The sequence below is a fragment of the Agrobacterium sp. Azo12 genome (genome assembly GCF_029193765.2).
Classification (GTDB): Bacteria; Pseudomonadota; Alphaproteobacteria; order Rhizobiales; family Rhizobiaceae; genus Agrobacterium.
This window is the reverse complement of record NZ_JARFYO020000002.1, coordinates 313095-336006: the sequence shown is the minus strand read 5'-3', so window position 1 is coordinate 336006 and position 22912 is coordinate 313095. Positions and strand designations below refer to the sequence as shown.

Genomic DNA, 22912 nt, shown 5'->3' with positions numbered 1-22912 from the left:
GGGCCGCTTTGAAGCTGTTACCGGATGTTGCTATCCTCTAAGGTTCGATCGCAGCTACCAACGGATTCGGACGGAAGCCATGACTTCCCTGTCGTCGCCATATTGGCAGGAGGAAAACTCGCAATTGACGTAATCTTTTCCAAACAGGTTGGTGGCGTTGACCGAAAGTGTCACGTTCTCGTTGAAATCGTAGCGGACTAGCGCATCGACAACCGCATTGGCTGGTATCCCATGATCGATACTTGAAGCGCGGGTTGTTCCTTTGTAACGCACACCGCCGCCAACACTCAAACCTTCGACGCCCAGTTGCGCAAGATCATAGGTCATCCACAAGGCGGCTTGGTGATAAGGTGTGTTTTCGCTGCGTCGACCAATTTCTACAGCGACCTCGCTCTTGGTAATTCTTGCGTCCGTATAGGCGTATGACCCAACCACAGTGAGATAGTCTGTAAGCTCAGCTTTCGCTTCCAGTTCCAGGCCCCGTGCACGTTGCTGACCAATCTGTGTGAGGTCACCGGCCAAATTGGCGGAAACAACATTATCCTGAGTCAGTTGATAGACGGCTGCACTGAACAGCATGTTGGTTCCCAGCGGCTGATAACGGATACCCGCCTCAATCTGTTCACCTGTGGTGGGGTCGAAATTTATATCGCTGGTGAAAGCACCAACGGATACGGGGAAGAACGATTGCGAATAGCTGATGTAAGGTGCCAGTCCATTGGCCGCCTCATACACCAGTCCCGCACGCCAGGTCGTTTTCTGCGTATCGCGGGTTATGATTTGTCCGGTTCTATGGATCCTAAATTCCTGGTCTGCCCAGTCGTGGCGCAAGCCTAGCAGCACATTCCAGCGTTCGTAGAAGTTGATATTATCCTGAAGATAAATTCCGTGCTGCGTGGTCGTGGTTTTACCACCACGATTGAGAGCAGGGTTCTTGTTCACCACAATGGGTGTTCCGTACATCGGATTGTTCAGATTGATCGAGCCAACCGCTGCGCGGAAATTGTCAGAGTCATAGGATGTGTCATAAAAATCATATCCCACAACGAAGGAATGTGACAGTGGGCCTGTATCCTGGTCAAACGCAACATTCATATCATGGGTAAAACCCTTGGCGCGATCTTGGCGGTCGCTGTATTGCCGGGCCAGAATACCGGTCGCAGCCGCGTTGTTCACTGCCGCAGTACCGGTCTGGGCCATCAGATAGCGCCAATCAAGGTCCGATTCATAGTAGCGAGATTTTGATGAGAACTTCACATCATTATCAAAACGATGCGTGAACTCGTAGCCAAGAGCGCTCATGTCGCTCTCCATTCCGTCGTAACCCGGCTCGCCAATAAATGTGTCCCGTCCCAGGAAGAAGGGACCAGATCCTATACCGTCAATGATCTGGTACGGGATTGATGCTGGAAACCGCGTGCTGCTTCGTTGGTAGAAACCGAGGACCGACAGCGTTGTATCGTCGTCAGGGCTCCATTCCAAAGCTGGCGCAATGTAGAAGCGGTCGTCATTGATGTGGTTCACCGGTGTATCACTATCCCGTCCCATGACGGTGAGGCGATAGGACAATGTATCGGTCAGGGCATCACTGAAATCAGCAGTCACCTGTTTGCGCTTATGCAGTCCGCCTTCAATGCCAATTTCACGAAGCGGCTCGTCGGTCGGGCGTTTGCTGACGCCATTGACAAATCCGCCGGGCGAAAGCTGGCCGTAAAGAACAGAGGATGCGCCGCGGACAACGTCCACGCGCTCTAAACCGAAAGGTTCCTGAGTTCCGTCATAAGAATTGTTTTGCAGGCGCATTCCATCGCGCAACAAGCCGCCCGTGCCTGGCTCTACATCAAAACCCCTGATACGAAAGCGGTCAGCCACACGGGAGAAGCTACGTGGTTGCGCGGTAAAACTGGGCGTATAGGAAAGGACATCGGCAAGGGTGCGCGCGTCGCGATCCTTTATTTCCGTTGCAGACACCACCGACAGCGACTGGGGTGTCTGAAGGATAGGGGTGTCGGTTTTTGTGCCGCTATTGCTCGTGCGCGCGACATAACCATCGATTGGTGCCGTCGCGTTTTCTTTGGCATCTACGACGATGGATTGCAGGACGGTTGCACTCTGACCATCCTGCGCGATGGCTCCACCCGCTGACAGTACGGCCCATGCCAAAGCAGTTGTCGGGATCAAAGCCGAGTTGCAAAGCAGGCGTGTGGTGCGGAATTTCTTGAGATGTCGGCGCATTGAATCCCCATAGTCTTGACCTTGACGCAGAAACATGACAGTCGCGGTCAACAAAGATGGGCGTCACTACCATGTGAGGCACTTTGGTTAAAACGTTATAGTGTCTCAATACACTTTTAGCGTTGTGTGTGGTTTGCGATCCGGTGTTACAGGTGGCCAAACCGGAACTGAATATTGGTCTCGTCGACATGAACCCGACGGCGGATAAGCGCGCATGTTTTCGATTAATGATTTAAATGTGTACCACGGTGACACGCATGCGCTGCGCGGTATCAACCTGACGATCAAGGAACGCTGCTTCACTGCCTTGATCGGTCCCAACGGCTCAGGGAAATCGACGCTACTGGACACAATGGCCGGCAATGTGCGTCCTAAAAAGGGTAGCGTGCGCCTCGAAGCAAAAGAGGTCTCGTCCTTTCCGAAGCGTGATTTTGCCCGTCTCGTGTCATTTCTTCCGCAAAGGACCCGTACGCCAACCGGCATAAGTGTTCGTGAATTGCTGGTACAAGGTCGTTTTCCCTGGCGCAACTGGCTGGGGAGATGGTCAAACGCGGACGAGGAAGCTGTTCAACGCGCAGCATCACTGTGTGAAGTTGAAACATTGCTGGACAGGCCGCTTTCAGCCCTCTCGGGTGGCCAACTGCAACGCGCGTGGATTGCTATGACGCTGGCGCAGGAGGCACCAATTGTCCTGCTTGATGAACCCACCACCTACCTGGATGTCGCCAATCAGTTGAGCCTCCTTGATCTGCTGACCGTGCTGCAAAATGCGGGCCGTACGGTTGTCGCTATTCTCCATGACCTCAATCAGGCGGCCCGATATGCGGATCAACTTGTCATGATGCGCGACGGCCATATTGTTGCGCAAGGGGAGACCTTGCAGGTTTTCACCGACGGAAACATCGAAACCGTGTTTGGCGTGCGTTCCAGAATGTTGATGGATACCGTGACCGGAGACATGATTTGTATCCCTTCGGCGCAAAAGGCTTAGGCGGCTGACATGTTATCCGCCAGACGTTTAATTCCTTTTACCGCACTCACGATTGTTCTTGCCATCGCTGCATTGTTGCATCTGGCATTCGGGGCACGTGCGCTTGAATGGCGTGTCGTATGGGATGCCGTGTTATCTCCTGATTACGCAAATCCACTCCACAACATCGTCCTTGATATGCGCATGCCGCGTCTCTTCAGTGCGCTGATCGTTGGCGGTGCATTGGGTTTGGCCGGTATATTGCTGCAAGGACTGACTGAAAACCCACTTGCGGACCCGGGCCTGCTTGGCATCAACAGCGGCGCTGCGTTTTTTGTGGTTGGCGGGTTGCTGCTTGTACCTGATATGACGCTGGCGATGATCCCGCTTCTGGCGTTTTCCGGCGCTGTTGTGGCGACATCTTTTGTTCTTCTCAATGCAGGGGTAGAACAACATCGAGCGCGGCTTATCCTCTCCGGCGTTGTCATCAGTGCACTGTTCAGCGCTTTGACATCAACCATTCTTTTGATGGATCAGCAAGGACTTGATACTCTCAGGCGTTGGCTTGTTGGTTCGTTGGCGTTCGAAACCAGCGAAGCAAGATGGCACACCTTGCCTCTGCTCATTCTTGCCTGCGGTATCGCCGTGTTCAATATTCCTAGTCTCAATCTTTATCGCCTGGGTTCACACAAGGCATCCTTGCTTGGACTGAACATTGGGCGTTTTCGTCTGTCCATTTTGCTGTCAACGGTCCTGCTTTCCGCGTCATCAGTAGCAATCGCCGGACCCATCGGCTTCGTTGGTCTGGTCGCTCCGCACGTTGGCCGACTGTTGTTTGGTAACGATCATCGCACTCTCATCGTAGCCGCGCCACTTCTCGGCGCTCTGATGGTGGTGATCGGCGACACTGTCGCGCGCGTTGTCGTACGGCCGCTCGAACTAAACACTGGAATTGTTACGGCGTTGGTTGGTGCACCGGTATTCATTGCACTGGTATTGCGGAGGCTGAAATGATCTCTGCACTTCACAATTCAGCTACGACCCTTAGGGACAAGCAGGCGCGCAACATCGTCGTTTTCGTCTTCATTTTCACGCTGTTGTTTGCTTTTCTGTCGATCACTCTTGGCAGTTATTCGATGACGGTGGCTGACGTGGTCACCACCCTGTTGACCGGCGACGACACTGGCATACTGCGCACCATCATCTACGAAATACGTCTCCCTCGTATCTTGCTTGCCATTTTATCTGGCATGGCGATGGCCCTTTCAGGCGTTGTGCTTCAGGTGCTGACCCGTAACTCTCTAGCCGCACCTGGCCTTGTCGGGGTCGAAGCCGGGGCGGGAACAGCGGTGCTTCTGGCCATGATCGTCTGGAGATCGACTCTGACTGTCGAGTTCTATCCGTTGGCAGCTTTCGTTGGCGGCGTTTCGGTTGCGTTGCTGATAACACTGTTGTCCTGGAACAGGGGCGTAAATCCTTTACGCCTGATACTGGTTGGCGTCGGGATAACTGCAATTTTGAGCGCAGTGTCCGACACAGTGATAACATATGGCCGCATCGATCAGGTCGAATCTGCCCTGCTGTGGCTGGCCGGCAGCCTTCGCAATGCAGGTTGGGCAAATGTGCGCGGCCAATTCGTCTGGCTGGTGATATCAGGTATGCCTGTGGTTCTGCTTTATCGTCATTTCGATCTTTTCCAGCTTGGTGAGGCAGTCGCAGGTAGCCGGGGGCTGGACATTGGCAGGTTCCACCTGGTTGGATTGCTGCTGAGTGTGATGCTGACCGCCTCCGCTGTCGCCAATGTTGGAACGATGAGTTTCATCGGTCTTCTCGCGCCGCATGCATCCCGGCTTCTTGTCGGGGACCGCCATCGATTTCTGTTACCTTTAACGGCCCTTGTCGGCGCTTGTATCGTGCTGGTTGGCGACACAATCGGTCGAACACTGTTCGCGCCGTTGCAGATACCGGCTGGATTGGTCGTGGCGGTTATCGGTGCACCATATCTCCTTTTCCTGCTTTCGCGCAGAGGACATATCTCATGAGAATGCCAGCAGTATTTGTAACTTTGTTATGTTTTGTGAGTGGCGCGTTCGCTGAAGCAGGTGAGCCGACAAGGATGTTCACCAACCAGTTCGGAAAAACAGAAATTCCTGTGTCACCCCGCTGCGTCGTGTCTTTGCATGATTTCAGCCTGACCACGCAATTGCTGGAGTTTGGCGTTACACCCTGCGGCTCTTCTGGCCGCAAGCGCCTATTTGAGGAAACGGTTATTCGTGGCGCATCGCACCGTTTCGATACGTCCGCTATCCGTTATGTCGGCACCCACCAGGCACCTGATATCGAGACTATCGCGGCCCTCAAGCCTGACTTGATCGTTGGCCTGTCCTATCACGCAGCCCTTCGCGATAAGCTGTCATCGATTGCCCCAGTAGTTCTTTTGCCGGTCCACGAAAGCGGAATACTCGAATATGCTGAACAATTGGCAGATATCGTTGGCAAGCAGGCACGCTACAACGAGTTGAGCATGGAGTATCAGGGCATCGTCAGCGCGTTCAAACGCCGTGTCAGAGATCCCGCAACCATCACTGTTACGCCAATGGAGATTTATCGGGATGGTTTTCGTATCATCGGTCGTGGCGGTATGGAGCAGGTGATTTCAGACTTCGGTCTAGGTCACGTTGCAGCCTACACCAACAGCTCGCGTGACATACCCTACAGTCTGGAACGGTTGTCCGATTTTGACAGCGATGTGATCATCGACACCTATGAAGAGATGCTGAATGAAGAAGCGGAGACGAAGGCATTTCGCTCGACCGCGCAATGGCAAAATCTCTTCGCAGTCCGCAACCGCCAGTTCCTGTACCTTAACCGTAGCCGCTATGCCGAAACGATGAACGGCCTGATCGGATCCGCGACGTTACTTTTTTCGCATATTGGTGAGCGGGAAGTGCGGCGGCAAGCCGGCATCGATGAGGCGGCACAGCCTCGCTAAGACTGCATCAATCGATGGGGTTCACCGTTACAACCTGCCAGCAGTCAACCTCATCGCTTGATCCCGCTTTGATGGTATCGCACCGGGTACTGACCTCAAATGGATGTCGAGCCAGTCGAACGCGCAGACGGCGCGAAGACACAACAGCGATGAATTCAGCTTCGTTTCCCGTGTCGCACGAAAATTCCGGGTTTTCCTGTAAAGTCACCTCCGTTACTCCGTCGTCGACTGCGTAGGTAAGCGCAGTGTGCTCTGCTACCTGTCTTGCTGCATCAAGCGTCGGGTTGCCGCGATAGGCCGGTAGATATGGCACTTCTCTGGATAGGCTCTCCAAAAATGCAGGGACTGCTTGTGGTTCAAGCCGCCCATATCTTTGCCTCGCAGGTAAAACAACAAGGGTCGCCGCGAACCGACAACCACCCAGATGGGTCGATTGCAGCACTCGAAATCTGGCAGGATCGGCTTTTTCTTTCAATGCTTTCCAAGTGGAAAATCCGTATCTGGCACAACAGGGATCCTGTTTGCTGTCCGTGCAACAGAGTATCGTGATCCGCGCGTCAGCCTCACCATCCAGTGACCCGCCGGCGGCGACCTTTAGTAAATTCTCTGCGGCCAGTTCCTGAGATGCGACGTGTAACATCTTTCCGTCGACCGACAATGCAATGTTATCGCCGTCAACCAGGGCAACATGCACACCCGCCTCGTTTGCTTTGACAATTGCCTCCGACAGATTTTCTGACATTTCAGCGGACGTCGTTCTGGGAACCCGCCAATGGCGGCGGGGCCAATGTAACAATGCATATCTATTTGCAGCCACGCCCGAACCCGGCAAAGGTTCTCCACGTTCAATGCTGATGTCCCGGCAAAACTGATGAGAGCTCATAGGAATTGACTTACGGGATAGTCGAGGCATCAGACAAGAAAAAATCGCGTCTCAAGTTACCGAGCACTCGTAAGGCATCGTCACCGTGTGTGGGCAGTGGTACGCTCGTCCGCGAAAATCATGCACGGCTTTCCCGTTTCGTTCACATAACGGCTGTTGGCTGTCCCGCTTAGCAACATTGTCTCTCGCCAATCGGATAGGAAAGTCTAACGTGGTACGTGACCTTAGTTGACGATACTTTGGACAGAGGTGCGAATTACCGCTGAAGGCGAACATTGATATTATTGACTAAAACTCAATTGGCTCTGGGAACGCGGGCTCACGTCCCCTCAAGCGCATTAAATATTTAGACAAACAGGGTGTCACTCCTCGTTAAGGAACGCCTTGAAGTTCGGCATCACTCTACATATATTGACATCAAAGCCATCATTTGTCTGGAGGTGATATCAATGCCGGCGGTCACCATTCGAAACCTTTCTGACGAAACACATCGTGCACTCCGGGTGCGAGCTGCTCATCATGGCCGGAGCACCGAAGCAGAGATCCGAGACATTATTGAAGCCGCTGTTCGTCCCGCTGAACGTGTTAAGCTCGGTTCCTTGTTGACGGCCATTGGTCGCGACGCCGAGCTTGCCGACAGCGACGTTGAAGTCCTGCAGACAAGTCGCGATAAGACACCTGCCGAACCAATGGCTTTTGAATGATCTTGCTGGACACCAACGTTATATCCGAGCCTTGGAAACCTGTTCCTGATGAAGCAGTAATTGCCTGGTTGGACGCACAAGCTATTGAAACGCTTTTTCTCTCCACAATAACCGTTGCTGAGCTTCGCTTCGGGATTGCTGCTATGCCTTCAGGGAAACGGCAGAATACCCTTCGCGACCGCCTTGAGGGTGAAGTGCTGCCACACTTTTCCGAGCGCGTCCTCTCCTTCGATCTGGCTACTTCTCAGTCCTACTCCGAGCTGATGGCGCGCGCTCGCGTATCTGGGAAAGCGATTGGCGCCGCTGATGGCTACATTGCAGCTACGGCGGCAGCAAATGGCATCGCGATTGCAACTCGCGACACAAGCCCCTTCGAGGCTGCTGGGCTGAAGGTGATCAATCCCTGGTCCAAGTGACTACAGTGTGCGTGTAGGTATCGTGAACTCAGATCCCATCAAGGCGAGATATTGCCCGCTTGCTATCCGGCCTTCGAGGGGAGGGTCGATCTATCTGTCGTGATGAAAACGGACCCGCATCAAAGCCAGTGGTTTTTCATCCGCGCCAAATAGAGCGACATCGTGTCCCCACTTCAGCCTTCGGAAGCTAATATCCGCCAACTCTTCCGGCTCCACATTGCCAAGATAGACTACTCATCAATGGGATACAAAGCTCAAATTCGCATCAATTAAGCAGTGCACGGGAAGTGTGCTATTCGTTTGTATATCCCGTTGACATATACATTCCTGATGAGTAGGTTATGGACATGGACATGGACACGTATATGGGTAAGGAAGGAGTTATGGAGCAGGGCGCAGTTTTTCAGAGCAATCGGAGCCAAGCCATTCGAATGCCAAAGGCTTTGGCTTTGCCTGACGATGTTAAGCGCGTGGACATCGTAGCAGTGGGACGTACTCGAATTATAGCGCCCGCCGGTGAGGCTTGGGACAGTTGGTTCGAGGGACCAGAAGTAACATCCGATTTCATGCTTGAACGCGGTCAGCCTGCCATGCAGGAACGTGATACATTCTAATGCTGAAATATATGCTCGATACGAACATTTGTATTTACACCATCAAGAACAGGCCGCAGCGGGTGCGAGATGCGTTCAATCGCCACTCCGGGCAGCTGTGTATAAGTTCGGTTAGCTTGATGGAGTTGATCTACGGGGCGGAAAAGTCTGCGAATCCGGAGAGAAATTTGGCTGTCGTAGAAGGTTTCGCAGCACGGCTGGAGGTGTTGCATTATGATGAGGTCGCAGCTAGCCACACTGGTCAATTGCGAGCTGAACTGGCTAGAGACGGAACGCCGATCGGTCCGTATGACCAACTGATCGCGGGGCACGCACGTTCTCGCGGACTAATCGTCGTGACTAATAACCGGCGCGAGTTCGATCGTGTGTCTGGTTTGCGGATCGAGGATTGGACTGTTTAATGCGGTGTTCGTGCTTGATGTTCGGTTAATTAACCGCGCGAGCTGGCCGATTATTTGCGTAAATGAGCAGAACCTAGGCTCAAGTGCCTTCTGACCAGTCTTGCCGCCAACCGATTGGTCCAGACGGGCCTACCGGTCGAAGTCGACGACGGCGGAGTTGCGGCAGTGAGCGCGGGCGGTGGTACTACCGAGACAACCTTTACGACACTGGGCGTGGACCTCAGCTCCGCTTTCGACCTAGCCGACTTGACTGCCAACGCGCATGGCAGACTGGGGTGGCGTCATGCTTTTGGTGACACTACACCCGTATCTACCCAGCGCTTCTCGGGTTTCGATGCCTTCAAAGTTGTAGGTGTTCCGATCGTCAAAGATACAATACTGATTGAAGCAGGCTTCGAGGTGGACCTCAGCACGGCCGCCACGTTCGTCATCTCCTATCAGGGCGAGTTTGGCAACGGAGTTGTAAACAACGGCATCAGAGCGGATCTCAGTATAAGTTTTGATCAGTGGCTGCGGTTTCTTCGTTGCCCGGCCCCCGCAGCTATTCTGTCCCTTCGAATTGTGAACGGAGACCCAGACAACTTGGTCAAACACTCTTTCGGAAAGCATTGAACCAGTGCCCCCCCAAAAGAAAGTTTCGAAAGCAACGCCGTGTTGACTTGTCGGCCGTTAGCGTCGGCTATGGAGGGAGCGATCACCGTCACGTTACGATCCTGGTGTTGGATTGGTACCAGCCCAACGATCGAACAGCACGGGCGAACGAATAAGCCAATTATGTCCCAACCGTTAGCCGGCAATTGGATTGTACGCTATCGTACATCCGATACTATTGTAATTGATTGGCAAATCTGATCATTTCCCACCTCTCAGTCTCTCAATTCGGCCTGGCTTAATAAAATCGAGTGGGCTTTAAGTGGTCCTACTTTCTAACACGCGATGAGATTTCACATGGATCGACGCCGTACGACGCAGACGAAGTTTAGACTTGGATTTGAGCCTGCAGTCGCTGTTGGACTTGTTTGCGTGTTCGCATTCTTTGTGGTGAGCGGGATCGTGTCCTACAGAAACCTGCAAGCCTTGCGCGAAGGAAACGAACGCGTTGTCCAGACCCATGTCGCAATCGTCGCACTGGATGAATTGCTCTCGAAGGTGCAGGACGCAGAAACCGGTCAGCGGGGATTTTTGCTTACAAACAATGAATCATACCTCGCGCCATACAACCTTGCTGTTGAGACTATTCCAGCGCAACTGGACCGGGTCGGATTTCTAACCGGAATCAATCCAGGTCAGGACCGACGCCTCGCCACTTTGCGCCAGCGCGTCGATGGAAAGCTCGCCGAACTTGCAGACACCATCGCAGTCCGTCGTAGCGCTGGCCTGGAAGCTGCGCTTGCTGCTGTCAACTCTGACAGGGGCAAGACGGAAATGGATGCAATTCGAGCGCAGATATCAGCGATGGCCGGCGGTGAATCCGATGTGCGTCTGCAACGATTGAACGAGATGAATTCCGCCCAGAGAACGGCATTCGTCAGCACTGTTATGTCCGCCGCTCTGGGGCTGCTATTGACTGTTTCGATCGCATTTCTCGTTCGTCGCAGTACATTGGCACGACGGCGTGACGAATGGCTTCAAATAGGGGAGGTCCAGCTTGCGTCGGCCATGATGGGGGATCAGCCAGTTGATCGTCTCGGAACGAGCATCCTGGACTTCATGGCTCACTACACCAGCGCTGTCGCCGGCGTCGTTTATATCGGAAAAAACGGCAGATTTGAGCGATCAGCGCGCTACGGCGTGCCGACGGGCGCGAACGTTCCGGAGACGTTTGAGACTGGCGAGGGCCTGCTTGGCCAGGCTGTATCCGAACGCCGCAAGATTGTGGTCGATGACGTGCCTGATGGCTACCTAGAATTTGGCTCCGGATTGGGCACCGGAAAACCAAGACACCTTATCATACTCCCGGGGGAAGTCGACGGTACCGTAACGACAGTCGTGGAACTTGGCTTCCTTCAGGACGTCTCTGATGACGTAACCAAATTGCTGGCGCGGGCCGCGGAAGCCATGGCGACAGCGGTGCGTGCAGCCATCTACCGTAGCGAGCTCCAAGATCTGCTTGAGGAAACCCAGCGTCAGTCAGAGGAACTACAAACCCAAAGCGAGGAATTGCGTGTTTCCAACGAAGAGCTGGAAGAGCAAAGCCGCGCCCTTAAGGAGTCACAGGCACGGCTTGAGCAGCAGCAGGTGGAACTGGAACAGACAAACTCACAGCTCGAAGAACAGGCGCAGCAGCTGGAGGGTCAACGCGATGATCTCGAACAGGCAAACGCCGCAGTAAGCTTGAAAGCACGGGAACTGGAACAAGCGAGCCGTTACAAGTCGGACTTCCTCGCCAACATGTCTCACGAGTTGCGTACCCCGCTCAACTCCTCACTGATACTTGCAAAGCTGCTTGCTGATAACCCGCACGACAACCTGACCGATGACCAGGTAAAATATGCGAAAACGATCCAGTCTTCGGGCAAGGACCTGCTTAATCTTATCAATGACATCCTTGATTTATCGAAAATTGAGGCTGGCCATGTCGAGATTAGACCTGAGACTGTCACTATCGAGCGACTGACAAACAACCTGCGTCAACTTTTCCAGCCGCTGGCGGGCGACAAAAAGCTCGGTTTCCATATCAATGTGGCTCCCGATCTCCCCCAGACTATCGAGACCGACCTGCAGAGGCTGGAACAGGTCCTCAAAAACCTCCTCTCGAACGCGATCAAGTTTACCGAGAAGGGGCAGGTCAAACTCGATGTTTCCGAAAATGTTGACGGTGGTATCGCATTTTCTGTCTCCGACACTGGCATCGGAATAGCCCCGGAAAACCAGCAAACCGTCTTTGACGCTTTTCAACAGGCTGATGGCACGATCAGTCGTAAATTTGGCGGAACCGGCCTCGGCCTGTCGATTTCACGTCAGCTTGTACGGCTTCTTGGCGGGGTAATTCAGCTTGAAAGTCAGTTGGGGCAGGGTAGCACATTCACATTTTCATTACCTGAGCACTACGACGCCAATATCGTTCTGCCACGGGAGAAAGTTGAGCAGGGCAGCCCGGCAACGCAGAGTATGCAAGCGCCCGCAGCGGCACCACCGCCCCATCGCAAAGTTGAAGACGATCGCGAGCGGCTGACGGACGACAAGCGCATTCTCCTCGTTATCGAAGACGACGAGACCTTCGCTGGGATCTTGAGGGATCTGTCTCGTGAGCTGGGCTTCCAGTCTATCGTAGCTGGCTCGGCCGAGGAGGCGTTGCAACTAGCCAAGGAATTTATGCCGAGTGCAGTTGTTCTCGACGTTGGTTTGCCAGACCAGTCGGGCCTGGCGGTACTTGATCAACTCAAGAACGATGTCCAAACCCGACACATTCCTGTCCACGTCGTGTCGGGTAGCGATCATACCGAAACAGCATATGCACTTGGAGCGATTGGCTACCTCATAAAACCTGTCAGTCGTGACCAGCTCGTAGGAGTTTTGCAAAAATTTGAGACCCGCCTGTCGCAAAGTGTCCACCGCGTTCTTATCGTTGAGGACGATGCGGTGCAGCGCGACGCAGTTGCCGAGTTGCTGAAAACTTTGAATGTCCAAACAGTGACGGCAAGCACTGTGGCTGAATGTCTTGATCTTCTAAGCCAAGGCACGTTCGATTGCATGGTCCTTGACCTGTCCCTGCCGGATGCGTCGGGATACACTCTCCTTGAAACATTGAGCAGAGAGGATAGCTACGCTTTCCCTCCTGTCATCGTCTACACGGGCCGGGAATTGTCGACTGACGACGAGCAGAACCTGCGGCGTTACTCAAAATCAATCATCATCAAAGGCGCCAAATCGCCTGAACGGCTGCTCGATGAGGTTAGCCTGTTCCTTCATCAGGTGATTTCAGAGTTGCCGGATGAGCAACAGAAAATGATCCGTAAGGCTCGCAACAGAGATGCCGTCCTGGAGGGGCGACGGATCCTCATTGTCGAAGACGATATACGCAATGTCTACGCGCTCACAAATATACTTGAGCCGCGCGGAGCAATTGTTGATATCGCACGCAATGGCAGCGAAGCTCTGGAGGTACTTGCGAAAATATTCAACGATGACGGTGCACCCATAGATCTGGTGTTGATGGATGTCATGATGCCGATTATGGACGGACTAACCGCAACGCGTCACATTCGCGAAAATCCTAGCTGGAAGAAGCTACCCATCATTACATTGACAGCGAAAGCGATGCCTGACGATCAGCAACGCTGTATTGAAGCCGGTGCCAATGATTATATGGCCAAGCCGCTGGATGTAGACAGACTGTTATCGCTGGTGCGCGTCTGGATGCCGAAATGATTGACACACCAGCGCAGGACAAGGTCGAGGATATCGAGATCCGTCTTCTGCTGGAGGCGTTGTATCTCAAATACCACTATGACTTTCGCAACTACGCAATGGCATCGATCAAACGCCGCCTCAAACAGGCGCGCGAGCAGCTCGGATTTTCGACGTTCTCGTCATTGCAGGAGAGTTTGCTTTATAATCCTGATATGTTGCCGCGACTGTTGCGCTACCTCACGGTACAGGTCAGTGAGATGTTCCGTGATCCGACCTACTTCAAGGCGATACGAGAACACGTTGTTCCGCACCTGAGAACCTACCCGACTCTGAAGGTCTGGGTGGCTGGATGTAGTGAAGGTGAAGAGCTTTATTCTCTTGTCATCCTGTTTCGGGAAGAGGGGCTTGAGGAGCGGACAATTTTTTACGCCACGGACATCAATCAGGACGCACTCAGTGCTGCGGAATCCGGCATTTATCCTGTCGACCGAATTCGTTTATTCACTGAGAACCATCGCCTTTCCGGCGGCAAAACAAGCTTGTCAAACTACTATCAGGCAGCCTACGGCAATGCCTCTTTTGACAAGTCCCTTCGCCGCAACGTCGTGTTCTCCGACCATAGTCTGGTGACCGATGCGGTCTTTGGTGAAATGCATCTGATCTCCTGCCGAAACGTCATGATCTATTTCGACAAAAAGCTCCAAAACCGTGCCTTGGGTCTATTTAACGATTCACTCGCCCGCAAGGGATTTCTTGGCCTTGGCTCGAAAGAGTCGCTGCGGTTTTCCGATTACGGCAGTGCGTTTTCAGACTTTGATCGCAGCGAGAAAATCTACCAGAAGGTGGGAGAATGATCTCTGATCGCATCGATGCCATCGTGATCGGTACATCTGCGGGTGCGGTGGAAGCGCTTTCAATGTTGCTGCCTCATCTGCCCGGCGATCTGCCTGTTCCGGTCATCGTCGTGGTCCATGTGCCACCTGACAAACGTAGTATCATGGCAAGTCTCATGGCGTCGAAATGCGCGTTGCGTGTGAAAGAGGCGGAGGACAAGGAACCGCTGGTTCCTTCCACGATCTATTTCGCGGTGCCAGATTATCACCTCCTTGCAGAAGTTGATAAAACTCTCGCACTGTCAAATGATGAGCCTGTATCGTTCTCTCGCCCATCAATTGATGTGCTTTTTGAAAGTTCTGCGGATGCTTTCGGAGCGAGATTGGTTGCGATTGTGCTGACCGGTGCCAATCATGATGGCGCCGCTGGCGCACGCGCCATCATCGACGTCGGCGGCACAGTTCTCGTACAAGATCCACAAACAGCTTTCGCATCCACAATGCCTCAGGAAGCAATCAAGGCCTGTGGGACAGCAAAGGTGCTGTCGATTGCCCGCATCTTAAAATATCTGGAGGAACTCTGAATATGGCACCGGTTCCTTTCTTGCTGGTTGATGACCTTGAAGAAAATCTTTTGTCGCTTGAAGCGCTTCTTCAAAGCGAAGATCGCCTGATCCTCAAAGCGAGATCGGGGGATGAGGCTCTTGAAATTCTTCTGGAACATGATGTGGCGCTGGCTCTCGTTGACGTACAGATGCCGGGTCTGAATGGTTTCGAGCTTGCTGAACTTATGCGAGGCAATGAACGAACCAGGCGCATACCAATCATTTTTGTCACTGCCGGGACCGGCGCTGGCAGACGCTTCACAGGGTACGAGGCAGGTGCGGTCGATTTCATTGAAAAACCGATCGAGCCGGATGTCATCCGTAGCAAGGTTGGCGTTTTCTTTGAGCTCTACCGCCAAAGGCAGCAACTGGCCGAACAGCGTGACGCGTTGGCTTGCCAGGCGGATGCACTGAAAGAGGCCGCGCGGCATAAGGATCTGTTGCTGCATGAAATAAATCATCGCATCAAAAACCTTTTCAGCCTTGCAGCTGGACTGATCTCGATCAGTGCACGTCCAGCGACATCGGTGGAGGAACTGGAAACTGATCTCAAATCGCGCATGGGGGCATTGGCGCGCGCCCACGATCTGACACTCCCCGATTTGAGTGGTTCGGCGGATCCTGCGAGCGCAACGACGACCGTATCCGCGTTGCTGAAGGCAATCGTTGCACCACATGAGCACTCCCTCGGTCCGTCGGTCGACATTCTCGGGACGGACGCGCCACTCAAAGGCGGTGCTCTGACGTCGCTGGCCCTTTTGCTTCACGAACTTACGACTAACGCCGCCAAATATGGCGCCCTGTCCAATACCTCCGGCAGTTTGGTGATCAGTGTGTCTATTGACGATGAGACTTTGACGTTAAGCTGGGAAGAGCATGTCGAGCACCGAGTCGACATTACTCCTCAGCGCCAGGGGTTCGGCACCAAGCTCGAAAAAGCAGCGCTTTCGGGCCTCGCAGGCTCTATCAACCGCGTCTGGAGACCAGATGGACTGTCCCTAACCGTGGAGATGCCGGTCGAAAAGCTGCTCGCCTGAATTGCCGCGGAGGCGATATATGTCCCCATACTTACACGCTCGAAAGCGCACGTGGATCTGCGGCGAATTCCGACCCGACGCTATGATTTTCTTTTCTGAAGGGATTGCCTGGTCAATTGTCGCCAGTACCTAGCGCTCCCGATGGCGCTGGTCAGCCTAAAGACGAGATATCTAGGATCTGCCCGGGTTACCACGGTGACCCGCGCTGCATTCGATCAGCATTCCGAGACTGTCGAATTCACAAGCACATTCAGGATAAGGACGCCGCAATCCGGCGATTTCAAGGCTTGATATCCAACTGAAAAAGTGTGGTCTCCAGATCGCCTCCAGAGATCGGTTTTGAAAGATGGATCGCTTCATCAGGTAGAGTTCCCTGCGATGGGCTGTAACGGCCGGAGATAACGACGATCTTGCAATTCGGTCGTTCCTCTTTCACACGATGGGCCAAGCTTATACCGTTGATCGTGCCCGGCATATCAATATCGGTCAGAAGTGCACAAATAGTCGGCTCCCGTTCCAAAACGTCGAGGGCCTGATCAGCGTTGGCGGCTTCAAGTACTTGATAGCCAGCGTCAACAAGCATGTCGACGATGTCCATTCTTATCAATCCGTCGTCTTCTACGACAAGTAAAGGCTTTGACTTCATTCAATGCTCTTTCTGAAATGTTTCAAGGTCGGCTGTGATAAAGCAACGAATGCCTTCATGATGATATTCAACCCTGACATGGCTGTCGGCAGTACCATTCAGCCCGGCTGATATGAGACGCATGCCGGAACCATTCGTCGCTGGCGCCACAACGTCCGGTCCTCCGCTTTCAATCCATTCCAGTTCAAAGAGATTCCGCTGAACACCTCCGACACGCCATCTGAGATCGATCCGTCCGCTGGCGACAGACAGGGCGCCGTATTTCACGGCATTGGTGGCCAGTTCGTGTAATATCAGTGACAGCGAAAGCGATGGCCGCGAGCCAATCCGCAGGTCGGGGCCAGATGCTGCGAAGCGAGGGTTGGCGAGGTCGTCGTGCAGCGCGGTCATCTGACCAACCAGCTGCCTGACGGTGGAGGAACCACGTCCACCCTCAAGTATAGTGTCGTGAGCGTCGCTCAACACTGAGATCCGGTCCGACAGCCTCTTTCGCGCCGTAGCGATATCGGGGGCCGTTCTCAGTGTCTGGGAAGCAATTGCCTGAACCATCGCCAATTGGTTTTTCAGCCGGTGACCAAGCTCGTGTGAGAGTAGGCTCTTCCGCTCCTCCTCAGCGCGGAGCTGCGTCACGTCTTGAGCCTGCACAAGAATTCCAGTCAGTGGTGCGTCTCCACGACACTGTCGTCATCATCGAAATTACCGTTACTGAGAGCATCATAGGAATTGACGCTTTCTCCACCGCCGCGAGTACCAAATGCAGTTAATTGCACCATCACGGCGCGAGCCCGCTCGACGACATCGATCTCGTTAAGATCGTTGTCGCCAGCGACTTTGACGATCACTTCATCGCCATCATCTCCAATGAATTCCATCTTCCAGCCATCGCTCGCATTATTTGGGCCAGTCAGTAACACCACGATTCGACTATCTGACTAATATGGGATATCGTATCTCCATCGCCATCAATTTAACCTGTAGGCGCGAGCCGCTAAGGCTGCTGCGAGCTCCTGCCATTTAGGGGGAGAGCAATGATGCGCATGGATTCCAGTGACGGCATTCTATTTTCTGACGTTCGACGGGTTCTTTTTGATCGGGCGTCTTTCTACTCGGCATCTGAAACCGTAAAAAACATCATCACTGAGCGGAGCCTATCGCTTGCGCTCGAAAAACCCGACCTCCTTAGTCACGATGATATTGAAAGAGCATTGTTCGAGATAGTGCACAAAGTCGCACTTGAGGAGTTTCAGAAGTCGGCTCGTTCCCTACATGGCGAACAGACCTTTTATTGTGACCGTCTTTTTCGATAACAACATTGCCGCTCGCCGCCCGCGGTCAATTAAGTTGCTGTCCCTCAATTCGGAACACCCCAACAGGGCGTTTGAGGTCAGCGATGTTGGCATGCTCAGCTCCTTCGCCATGGTGAGTAGAGATGAATGTGCCGCAGTGAGAACGAGCAGATATGGATCAAATCTTTGAAATGCAGATGTTAGTCGTCGTCCGACGTCTGCTTCATTGCGTCTGTTATTTTTAATTTGCGTGGGTTTTGGAGGTTCTCCCCCATCGCATCCCGATCACGGTTTGGATCATCCTTAGCTGGTAGATAACCGGAGGGCCTTGTTTCAGGTGGCCCTTCCCATCTTGGCAACTGTTCCGTTGTGCCTGGCTTTCCGTCTGTCGACTTACCAGAAGTCATGGCGCTCTCCCGAAGTAACACTTAGCTGGGTCTCCTAACCGCGACCTGTCTCCTTTGTTCCAGCTTTTCGTCAAAGGTCGAAGGTCGATAGAAGTTCACGATCTGTTAACACGGTGGATAGGAGATGAGTGTCCACGTTCAATCGGCGCACTACCGTTCTGGCACCCCCGTCCTAGGCTCTGTGTGTTGCTGATGAACCGCGGCACATACTGAGGCGCAAGCGCGAAAACGCTTACACCAAAACCAACCGTTCGGTTGCTCGCCAAGAAGGCGAAAGTTCCAGTTCCACCGTGAAGGCTCAAACGTCTAAGCTGTCTTTGAGCGGGCTCTTGCATTTTCTCTGGCATGAATCGGTGCTCGATCACTGGAACCCTCACAGCGCTCAAAAGCGAACCTGGCACCACGTCCGGCTCAGACTATTGGATGCATTGGCGTCCAAACAGGCTAGGAGCATGGCGCTGATTGATCGTTTTGTAAGTGCCTAAAGTCTTCTTTTAGGATAGAGCCGAAGAGTTGGAAAAGCGACGTCGGCAAATGGTGGCGCGTTTCACGCCGGCTACCGCCGCTAAACACGAAGTCTTGATTTACATTGGCGAGGTTCAGGAGTTCGAGGCGGCGCGGTTCGGCTCAAAAATCATCTTCAAACATGCCCCGCGGTTCCCAGTGTTTCTGTTAGACAAGGAGATGACGTCCATCAGCCGAAAATACGAAGCTTTGCTGGCGATTTGGAAGTCTGATGAAAAGTTCAAGCTGGTGATAATTTCGACCGTGACGTAAACAGCCCCGGTTCCGCCAACCTTGAAGAGGTTGGCTTTATGCTCACAAGCGAAAACTGGATTCCGGTCGATACCGTGAGTGAGGTGGATTCGGTGGCCGAGCTGACGCGCCAAAGTCGCCAGTTTACCAAGGGTTTGCGCTATGACGTTCGTGACAAACCGATTGCGGCCGCGTTGGTGACAGATAGACATCCACCGAAAGCATTGTTCATAGCTGAAACCGAAGTGACCGAGGCCTTGCAGGACGCGCTCGCGGAGTCGGAAAAGGCGACGAATTCAAGACTTGGCTTTAGGCCCCAAGTCAGGATGCTATTCCGGACTGATATGATATCCGTTAATGGATATTCAAATATGTGAGAAGGTACTTTTTGTGAGTTGTCCGGTAGCGTTCGACGTTTCCAGACAAATGGCGAGGATCTTCCGAGGTCAGGCTTAGTGCGGCTAACTCAGGTCGTGATGGAATTGTGTATGTGGGGGCGAAAGGCAGCCTGCATTTTTTGATCGCAGAAAAGCATCCTGAAGGTGCGCCGTTCCAGGGTCTTGGTTTTGTGACGCCGGATGGCCAGTATTTGGATCGCGCAGAGGCGCTGGTTTGGGTTGATCGGAATGAACGGCCCATGAGAGGCAGCTTGAATATGTTGGCGAGCTGGATGCCCTGGGTTCTCGAGAGCGCAAATTTTTCATGTCAGATTTGGATTGATAGGTGAATTTGGCGACGCCGCTGCACGAGCAGGCGCTATTCCGCTACGCTCCACGGAACCCTTAACGGGTTTCCGCCCATGGAGGTCACGATCCTTCGCCCTTCGGGCAGAGCTTCACAGGTCGCAAAACAGCCGGTCAGCGTTTGTTTCCCCACTGCGATAGCGTTGCAATATGACACCACATTTGGGCAGAAAATCTTCCGGATTTCGACTGTTTTTCTCGCACCACAACATGAGCAGGTCGGTAAGGAGTTCAAGTGCGTCTACGTCAATTGGTTCAGCTAAGTCATCCAGCCTTGGTTTCATTAGTCTCGCCCTCATGCACGCTTTTTACGTTAATTTCGCAAGAATGCGCGGCTAGGTTTTCAGTTCCTGCCTGAATCTCTTGTTGAGCCACTTCGTCCAATACGGCGAGTAGGCGTCTTCGATTTGCCCGGTTTGCACAGAATGCGCCTGGCTCGCAATCAAGATGGTACGCTCGATAATTCTTGCTTTAGTGTGGGAGACGATGTGTACTCGCTTACCGTTTTCTCAAGAATATCCACGATATCAAAAGATTGGTGGCTGCGCTGAAAAGGGTCCGAGGCCATGTAGCTCTCCCTCGGCAGGCAAGAGTACGTATAACCTCTTAGTCGCCAGCGCCTACGTTTTCGGTTGCTGACAATGGAGAGATGCTACACGCTTGAAGCGTATGAGTCGATTTTATTCTGAGATGCTGATGTTAAAGCAAGTTCGCGAAAAGAAAGTCTGGCCGACGTTCACCCGCCTCAAAGCGCGACACTATAACAGGTCTATGAATGAGAAGGTCATTAATAGATTTCTCATGCAGGTGACACCATTCAAGCATCAAGTCAGCGAGAATAAGTAACGGTGTTGTGCCGATCGCTTGTGGCGAGCTGTCTGGTGGTGGTTTCATGAACGTCTCGGAGGGGCGGTGCGCAGTACAAATATTGCGCTTTCATACCCGAAATTAGAATAATCGCGTAAGGTTCCGTCTGCGTCCGCTACTGTACAAAAAGGCAGTGGCCCCAAGCACAGCAGTATTGGTCGGGGTAATTTTAAGCCGCGTAACTTGGAGCGCCAAAAGCGTTTAAAACATAGATGGCGGTGCACAAGTCGCTTCCAAGTGACAAGCGCTTATTTATAGCTGTCATCAGCACAGCCGGAAGTATTCCGGGGGATATTGAGATTGCGTGGACCAAGGCAAACGTTTGCCTCGAGGGACCGGACGCAGCGAGCACTGTTCAAGATGATACGATTTTCAAATTTACATCAGCAGTTATAGACGTGCGATATGATGCTGACGTGATCCTCAGCTTGACGCGGAAGCTTGACGTGAAGGCTGTGCCTTACCTATTTTTTGTTACTGAGAACTTGGCGCGGGCGGTAGAAGGGCCATTCGTGCTCTCGGGGCAAACAGAGGGCATCGAGGCTATTGTAGCCGCGCTAGTAAACCAAGGTGCAGGACTGAAACACTAAACAAAGAAAATGTTGAGGTTGTTATATTCAGGAAAGGTCGCGTTTTAAGCTCTCTCGAGCTCTGTTGACCCGGCTTTTTATTGTCCCTACCTTACAGTTGCACATTCTGGCTGCGTCAGCATAACTAGTCCCTTCCGCAACAAGCATTAGCGCTCGCTGCTGTCCGGGATCCAATCCTCGGATCGCAAGCATGACTTCATCATGCGCCAGCTTCCATTCCTGTTCTGCAGGGATTGTCATCCTGAGCTGGACAACATCTGGCAGACCAACGCATTCCCGCTTTGTCACCTTGTAGCGAGAGCAGAAGGTATTTCGTACAATGGTGAAAAGCCATGATTTGAGCGACGTGCCGGGTTTGAACTGATGAACGGATCGAAGCGCCCGGAATATTGCTTCTTGTACCAAATCTTCAGCATCCTCGTCCTTTCTTAAAAAACGACGAGCAAACAACATAAGTACAGGGGTGTATGCTGCGATTTGGTCCTTAAGAATCCTAATGTCGTTTTCGTTCGAACTTACCGCAGCGCCGATTACTCTTGAATTGTTCATCTTGGCGTCCTCTAGGAAAGGAATGCCTGAACGTACGCTTAGTTGCTGTACGCCATCGTACGATGTTTGCTGCTTTGCGTCTGGAAATTTAGCCGATCAGGATCGGCATAAATGCATCAGCCGGAAAAAACCGACGGGTGGTAAAGCCCTGTTTTCCAGAAGTTTAAAGGCAGGGTTTTGCGCAAGCCAAGCCTCAACGGAAGCTGAATTGAAGGATGAGCTCAGCCCGCAACTTTGCGCGATGGGCGAAAATGCCCGTTGCAAACGGCCTATTGCGCCGTCAGCGTTGCTGATCTTGCTAACGATGACGATTTGCCCCTTCGGCTTCAGGACACGCGCGCATTCATCCAGCAGGCTTTCGGTGTCAGGAATGAGCGTTATGACAAAGGGAAGTGAAATCGTATCAAACGATTCGTCATCAAACGTCATGTTGCACGCGTCCATAGTGTACAGCCCTTTGACGTTGTTGTAGCCATCGTCCAAGACTTTCTTTCTAGCCCGCGACAGCATTTCATCTGAAATGTCTATGCCAGTAACCTGGCATTCCTTGGGATATAGCGGCAAAACCAGTCCAGTCCCAATGCCTATTTCCAAAATGCTTCCCGCCGTCGCGCCGACGCGGTTGGCGAGTTCATGCTGTGCTGATTTGAGAAAGAAACCATAGACTTCGTCATATATTGGTGCCCAAAAACGATAAGCCTTTTTCTGTTTTTCGCTGTTAGGGTTTTCCTGCTCTACGGCATGCATGTTCATCTTTGTTCCCTTCGATCATTATCATTGCTGAAAGCGTCTGACATGGTCGGAACCGCGCAACGCCTATGGAGTTCCAAGAGAACTGCGCTTGCCCTCAGGCCTCGTTGATGAGCTATCTGAGGCTTGGGTGAGTTGAAACCAATCAAGCAAGCTGGCCCAAATTGGGTCGGATTCCAAGCCGGACAGAGGGCACGCGAATACCAGACATAACTTTTTTCGTGCGATTACTTTCGCGATATACGCGAACTGTTCGACGCCGAAAAAGTTGCAAT

At 52.8% G+C, this 22912-nt stretch carries 25 protein-coding genes; 17 read left to right on the top strand and 8 right to left on the bottom strand.

The annotated features are described in order from the left end of the window. Positions 1-54 precede the first annotated feature (54 nt). Positions 55-2235: a TonB-dependent siderophore receptor gene (locus PYL13_RS18070; protein WP_275643121.1), complete on the bottom strand. Its 2181-nt coding sequence runs from the start codon at positions 2233-2235 to the stop codon at positions 55-57. Between the two features lie 214 nt (positions 2236-2449). On the opposite strand from PYL13_RS18070, the gene PYL13_RS18065 reads away from it, so the two are divergent. Genes PYL13_RS18065 through PYL13_RS18050 form a run of 4 tightly spaced genes read left to right on the top strand, consistent with a single transcriptional unit; the run spans position 2450 to position 6197 of the window. Next, entirely contained in the window at positions 2450-3226 is a 777-nt protein-coding gene (locus PYL13_RS18065) for an ABC transporter ATP-binding protein (protein WP_275643120.1), read from the top strand. 9 nt (positions 3227-3235) lie between these two features. After that, a complete protein-coding gene (locus PYL13_RS18060; protein WP_275643119.1) occupies positions 3236-4219 on the top strand; it encodes a FecCD family ABC transporter permease in 984 nt (327 codons plus the stop codon). Continuing rightward, positions 4216-5247: a FecCD family ABC transporter permease gene (locus PYL13_RS18055; RefSeq protein WP_275643118.1), complete on the top strand. Its 1032-nt coding sequence runs from the start codon at positions 4216-4218 to the stop codon at positions 5245-5247. The genes PYL13_RS18060 and PYL13_RS18055 overlap by 4 nt, the downstream gene beginning before the upstream one ends. Next, entirely contained in the window at positions 5244-6197 is a 954-nt protein-coding gene (locus PYL13_RS18050) for an ABC transporter substrate-binding protein (RefSeq protein ID WP_275643117.1), read from the top strand. The genes PYL13_RS18055 and PYL13_RS18050 overlap by 4 nt, the downstream gene beginning before the upstream one ends. 7 nt (positions 6198-6204) lie before the next feature. Here the strand turns inward: PYL13_RS18050 and PYL13_RS18045 are convergent, their stop codons facing one another. After that, the gene (locus PYL13_RS18045) at positions 6205-6939 is read right to left on the bottom strand and encodes a sucrase ferredoxin (protein WP_275643116.1); all 735 of its coding nucleotides are present in this window, start codon (positions 6937-6939) and stop codon (positions 6205-6207) included. Positions 6940-7529: 590 nt separating this feature from the next. On the opposite strand from PYL13_RS18045, the gene PYL13_RS18040 reads away from it, so the two are divergent. The 9 genes from PYL13_RS18040 to PYL13_RS18000 all read left to right on the top strand — a co-directional run bounded on the left by PYL13_RS18040 (position 7530) and on the right by PYL13_RS18000 (position 16043). Continuing rightward, complete coding sequence (locus PYL13_RS18040; RefSeq protein ID WP_259148881.1) at positions 7530-7784, top strand: FitA-like ribbon-helix-helix domain-containing protein; 255 nt, start codon at positions 7530-7532, stop codon at positions 7782-7784. Beyond that, on the top strand, positions 7781-8200 hold the full coding sequence (locus PYL13_RS18035; RefSeq protein WP_275643115.1) for a type II toxin-antitoxin system VapC family toxin: 420 nt from the start codon (positions 7781-7783) through the stop codon (positions 8198-8200). Before PYL13_RS18040 ends, PYL13_RS18035 begins: the two co-directional genes overlap by 4 nt. A 383-nt stretch (positions 8201-8583) precedes the next feature. Beyond that, positions 8584-8814, top strand: a complete 231-nt coding sequence (gene vapB / locus PYL13_RS18030; RefSeq protein ID WP_275643341.1) for a type II toxin-antitoxin system VapB family antitoxin — start codon at positions 8584-8586, stop codon at positions 8812-8814. Then, on the top strand, positions 8814-9215 hold the full coding sequence (gene vapC / locus PYL13_RS18025) for a type II toxin-antitoxin system tRNA(fMet)-specific endonuclease VapC (protein ID WP_275643114.1): 402 nt from the start codon (positions 8814-8816) through the stop codon (positions 9213-9215). The genes vapB and vapC overlap by 1 nt, the downstream gene beginning before the upstream one ends. Before the next feature lie 114 nt (positions 9216-9329). Beyond that, complete coding sequence (locus PYL13_RS18020) at positions 9330-9827, top strand: autotransporter outer membrane beta-barrel domain-containing protein (protein ID WP_275643113.1); 498 nt, start codon at positions 9330-9332, stop codon at positions 9825-9827. Positions 9828-10163: 336 nt separating this feature from the next. Then, complete coding sequence (locus tag PYL13_RS18015) at positions 10164-13586, top strand: response regulator (protein ID WP_275643112.1); 3423 nt, start codon at positions 10164-10166, stop codon at positions 13584-13586. Further along, entirely contained in the window at positions 13583-14422 is an 840-nt protein-coding gene (locus PYL13_RS18010) for a CheR family methyltransferase (protein ID WP_275643111.1), read from the top strand. The genes PYL13_RS18015 and PYL13_RS18010 overlap by 4 nt, the downstream gene beginning before the upstream one ends. Further along, positions 14419-14985: a chemotaxis protein CheB gene (locus PYL13_RS18005; protein WP_275643110.1), complete on the top strand. Its 567-nt coding sequence runs from the start codon at positions 14419-14421 to the stop codon at positions 14983-14985. The genes PYL13_RS18010 and PYL13_RS18005 overlap by 4 nt, the downstream gene beginning before the upstream one ends. 2 nt (positions 14986-14987) lie before the next feature. Then, entirely contained in the window at positions 14988-16043 is a 1056-nt protein-coding gene (locus PYL13_RS18000) for a response regulator (RefSeq protein WP_275643109.1), read from the top strand. 280 nt (positions 16044-16323) lie between these two features. On the opposite strand, the gene PYL13_RS17995 is transcribed toward PYL13_RS18000, so the two are convergent. Genes PYL13_RS17995 through PYL13_RS17985 form a run of 3 tightly spaced genes read right to left on the bottom strand, consistent with a single transcriptional unit; the run spans position 16324 to position 17561 of the window. After that, entirely contained in the window at positions 16324-16689 is a 366-nt protein-coding gene (locus tag PYL13_RS17995; RefSeq protein ID WP_275643108.1) for a response regulator, read from the bottom strand. After that, positions 16690-17319, bottom strand: a complete 630-nt coding sequence (locus PYL13_RS17990; RefSeq protein ID WP_275643107.1) for a sensor histidine kinase — start codon at positions 17317-17319, stop codon at positions 16690-16692. It lies immediately after the preceding gene. Positions 17320-17345: 26 nt separating this feature from the next. Continuing rightward, positions 17346-17561: a hypothetical protein gene (locus PYL13_RS17985; protein ID WP_275643106.1), complete on the bottom strand. Its 216-nt coding sequence runs from the start codon at positions 17559-17561 to the stop codon at positions 17346-17348. A gap of 156 nt (positions 17562-17717) precedes the next feature. On the opposite strand from PYL13_RS17985, the gene PYL13_RS17980 reads away from it, so the two are divergent. Next, positions 17718-17996 carry a hypothetical protein gene (locus PYL13_RS17980; protein WP_275643105.1) on the top strand — a complete coding sequence of 93 codons (279 nt, stop codon included), beginning with the start codon at positions 17718-17720 and terminating at the stop codon, positions 17994-17996. A gap of 179 nt (positions 17997-18175) precedes the next feature. On the opposite strand, the gene PYL13_RS17975 is transcribed toward PYL13_RS17980, so the two are convergent. Further along, positions 18176-18382 (bottom strand): hypothetical protein, encoded by a 207-nt coding sequence (locus PYL13_RS17975; RefSeq protein WP_275643104.1) that lies wholly within the window; start codon positions 18380-18382, stop codon positions 18176-18178. A 179-nt stretch (positions 18383-18561) separates the two neighbouring features. Here PYL13_RS17975 and PYL13_RS26980 point away from each other — a divergent pair, with 179 nt between their 5' ends. The 3 genes from PYL13_RS26980 to PYL13_RS17965 are packed head-to-tail and all read left to right on the top strand — an operon-like array spanning position 18562 to position 19515. After that, positions 18562-18867 carry a DUF1173 family protein gene (locus tag PYL13_RS26980; protein ID WP_368077699.1) on the top strand — a complete coding sequence of 102 codons (306 nt, stop codon included), beginning with the start codon at positions 18562-18564 and terminating at the stop codon, positions 18865-18867. Between the two features lie 28 nt (positions 18868-18895). Then, positions 18896-19159, top strand: a complete 264-nt coding sequence (locus PYL13_RS17970; protein WP_275643103.1) for a DUF1173 family protein — start codon at positions 18896-18898, stop codon at positions 19157-19159. Between the two features lie 38 nt (positions 19160-19197). Further along, complete coding sequence (locus tag PYL13_RS17965; protein ID WP_275643102.1) at positions 19198-19515, top strand: DUF1173 family protein; 318 nt, start codon at positions 19198-19200, stop codon at positions 19513-19515. A 1850-nt stretch (positions 19516-21365) separates the two neighbouring features. Here PYL13_RS17965 and PYL13_RS17960 read toward each other — a convergent pair. Further along, positions 21366-21887 (bottom strand): RNA polymerase sigma factor, encoded by a 522-nt coding sequence (locus PYL13_RS17960; protein WP_275643101.1) that lies wholly within the window; start codon positions 21885-21887, stop codon positions 21366-21368. Positions 21888-21983: 96 nt separating this feature from the next. Next, positions 21984-22640: a class I SAM-dependent methyltransferase gene (locus PYL13_RS17955; protein WP_275643100.1), complete on the bottom strand. Its 657-nt coding sequence runs from the start codon at positions 22638-22640 to the stop codon at positions 21984-21986. Positions 22641-22912: the final 272 nt, after the last annotated feature.

Bases quoted from the DNA above. Each gene is read 5' to 3' on its own strand.
- PYL13_RS18070 (WP_275643121.1), bottom strand. From the start codon at position 2,235: ATGCGCCGACATCTCAAGAAATTCCGCACCACACGCCTGCTTTGCAAC.
- PYL13_RS18065 (WP_275643120.1), top strand. From the start codon at position 2,450: ATGTTTTCGATTAATGATTTAAATGTGTACCACGGTGACACGCATGCG.
- PYL13_RS18060 (WP_275643119.1), top strand. From the start codon at position 3,236: ATGTTATCCGCCAGACGTTTAATTCCTTTTACCGCACTCACGATTGTT.
- PYL13_RS18055 (WP_275643118.1), top strand. From the start codon at position 4,216: ATGATCTCTGCACTTCACAATTCAGCTACGACCCTTAGGGACAAGCAG.
- PYL13_RS18050 (WP_275643117.1), top strand. From the start codon at position 5,244: ATGAGAATGCCAGCAGTATTTGTAACTTTGTTATGTTTTGTGAGTGGC.
- PYL13_RS18045 (WP_275643116.1), bottom strand. From the start codon at position 6,939: ATGTCAGAAAATCTGTCGGAGGCAATTGTCAAAGCAAACGAGGCGGGT.
- PYL13_RS18040 (WP_259148881.1), top strand. From the start codon at position 7,530: ATGCCGGCGGTCACCATTCGAAACCTTTCTGACGAAACACATCGTGCA.
- PYL13_RS18035 (WP_275643115.1), top strand. From the start codon at position 7,781: ATGATCTTGCTGGACACCAACGTTATATCCGAGCCTTGGAAACCTGTT.
- vapB (WP_275643341.1), top strand. From the start codon at position 8,584: ATGGAGCAGGGCGCAGTTTTTCAGAGCAATCGGAGCCAAGCCATTCGA.
- vapC (WP_275643114.1), top strand. From the start codon at position 8,814: ATGCTGAAATATATGCTCGATACGAACATTTGTATTTACACCATCAAG.
- PYL13_RS18015 (WP_275643112.1), top strand. From the start codon at position 10,164: ATGGATCGACGCCGTACGACGCAGACGAAGTTTAGACTTGGATTTGAG.
- PYL13_RS18010 (WP_275643111.1), top strand. From the start codon at position 13,583: ATGATTGACACACCAGCGCAGGACAAGGTCGAGGATATCGAGATCCGT.
- PYL13_RS18005 (WP_275643110.1), top strand. From the start codon at position 14,419: ATGATCTCTGATCGCATCGATGCCATCGTGATCGGTACATCTGCGGGT.
- PYL13_RS18000 (WP_275643109.1), top strand. From the start codon at position 14,988: ATGGCACCGGTTCCTTTCTTGCTGGTTGATGACCTTGAAGAAAATCTT.
- PYL13_RS17995 (WP_275643108.1), bottom strand. From the start codon at position 16,689: ATGAAGTCAAAGCCTTTACTTGTCGTAGAAGACGACGGATTGATAAGA.
- PYL13_RS17985 (WP_275643106.1), bottom strand. From the start codon at position 17,561: ATGGAATTCATTGGAGATGATGGCGATGAAGTGATCGTCAAAGTCGCT.
- PYL13_RS17980 (WP_275643105.1), top strand. From the start codon at position 17,718: ATGATGCGCATGGATTCCAGTGACGGCATTCTATTTTCTGACGTTCGA.
- PYL13_RS17975 (WP_275643104.1), bottom strand. From the start codon at position 18,382: ATGACTTCTGGTAAGTCGACAGACGGAAAGCCAGGCACAACGGAACAG.
- PYL13_RS17965 (WP_275643102.1), top strand. From the start codon at position 19,198: ATGCTCACAAGCGAAAACTGGATTCCGGTCGATACCGTGAGTGAGGTG.
- PYL13_RS17960 (WP_275643101.1), bottom strand. From the start codon at position 21,887: ATGAACAATTCAAGAGTAATCGGCGCTGCGGTAAGTTCGAACGAAAAC.
- PYL13_RS17955 (WP_275643100.1), bottom strand. From the start codon at position 22,640: ATGAACATGCATGCCGTAGAGCAGGAAAACCCTAACAGCGAAAAACAG.